Origin of the sequence: Castellaniella sp., assembly GCF_004321985.1 — a bacterium.
Lineage (GTDB): Bacteria > Pseudomonadota > Gammaproteobacteria > Burkholderiales > Burkholderiaceae_B > Castellaniella.
In genome coordinates this window covers 1-1,317 of the sequence record NZ_SCQN01000086.1, presented here as the reverse complement: position 1 = coordinate 1,317, position 1,317 = coordinate 1, and the positions used below count along the sequence as shown (strand labels likewise).

General features: G+C 62.3%; 1 protein-coding gene and 1 pseudogene. Both read left to right on the top strand.

Annotated features, from left to right (window positions below; genetic code table 11):
* Positions 1 to 1,129, top strand: a 1,129-nt coding sequence (oah, locus tag EPN31_RS16665) for a 6-oxocyclohex-1-ene-1-carbonyl-CoA hydratase (RefSeq protein WP_291775947.1), incomplete at its 5' end; no start/stop codon positions are given.
* Positions 1,126 to 1,317, top strand: a pseudogene (locus tag EPN31_RS16660) (enoyl-CoA hydratase); the annotation flags it as partial. The gene oah and the pseudogene EPN31_RS16660, both read left to right, overlap by 4 nt.

Below are 1,317 nucleotides of genomic sequence, written 5' to 3'. Positions count from 1 at the left end.
AGTTCCAATGAACACTCTCGAGACGCTCGCCACCCTGCACGAGGTGAAGAGCCACGATCTCTTCGATGATGTCACCAAACCCGGCGTCAGCTACGAGAAGCGTCCAGCGAAGACGCCAGCGGGCGAAACAGTGGCGGGCCTCTACAACGCCTGGATCACGCTCGACAACCCAAGCCAGTACAACTCATACACGACTGACATGGTTAAGGGTGTGATCCTCGCGTTCCGTGCCGCGTCAAACGCGCGCGACGTCAACTGCGTCGTCTTCACCGGTGCCGGTGATAAGGCATTTTGCACCGGCGGCAACACCAAGGAGTACGCCGAGTACTACGCCGGCCACCCGCAGGAGTACCGACAATACATGCGACTTTTCAACGACATGGTCTCTGCCATCCTTGCCTGCGACAAGCCGGTGATCTGCCGCGTCAATGGCATGCGCATCGGCGGCGGCCAGGAGATCGGCATGGCTTGCGACTTCTCGGTCGCACAGGATCTGGCGCGCTTTGGCCAGGCGGGACCGAAGCATGGCTCGGCACCGATCGGCGGCGCCACTGACTTCCTGCCGGTGATGGTCGGCGCAGAGCGCGCAATGATCGCGTGCGTGCTGTGCGAACCGTTCTCGGCGCACAAGGCGTACCAGATGGGTGTGCTGACCGATATCGTTCCGGCGTTAACGGTCGACGGCAAGTTCGTCGCCAACCCGCTGGTCGAGACCCAGACGTTGGTCGACGAGTTCGGACGCAACACCTACGGCGAATTCAAGACTGGCGCAGCGGCCAAGCAGGCCAAGGCGCTGCTCGCTTCGGGCAAGGTCGACCTGTCGCTGCTCGATGCCAAGGTCGAAGAACTCTGCGCCAAGATGCTGCTCACTTTCCCTGACTGCACCACCAAGACGATCGAGGAGTTGCGCAAACCCAAGCTCGACGCCTGGAACCGCAATAAGGAGAACTCGCGCGCCTGGCTGGCGTTGAACATGGTGACCGAGGCGCGTGCCGGCTTCACCGCGTTCAACGATGGCCCAAAGGACGACCGCGAAGTTGACTTCGTGCTGCTGCGTCGTAAGCTCGCCGCCGGTGAAGGCTGGGTCGGTTCGCTGCACGATTCGATCCAGCCCGGCTCGAAAAAATGAGCGACACCGACCCGCTGTGCCACTGGACTGAGCACGATGGCGCGCTTCTGCGCCTGCGGCTCAATCGGCCGAAGGCCAATATCGTCGACGCGGCAATGATCGCAGCGCTACATGCAGCCTTCGATGCGGCGAGACAGCAGCCGCGATTGCGCAGCGTACTGCTCGACGCGGCGGGGCCGCATTTCAGC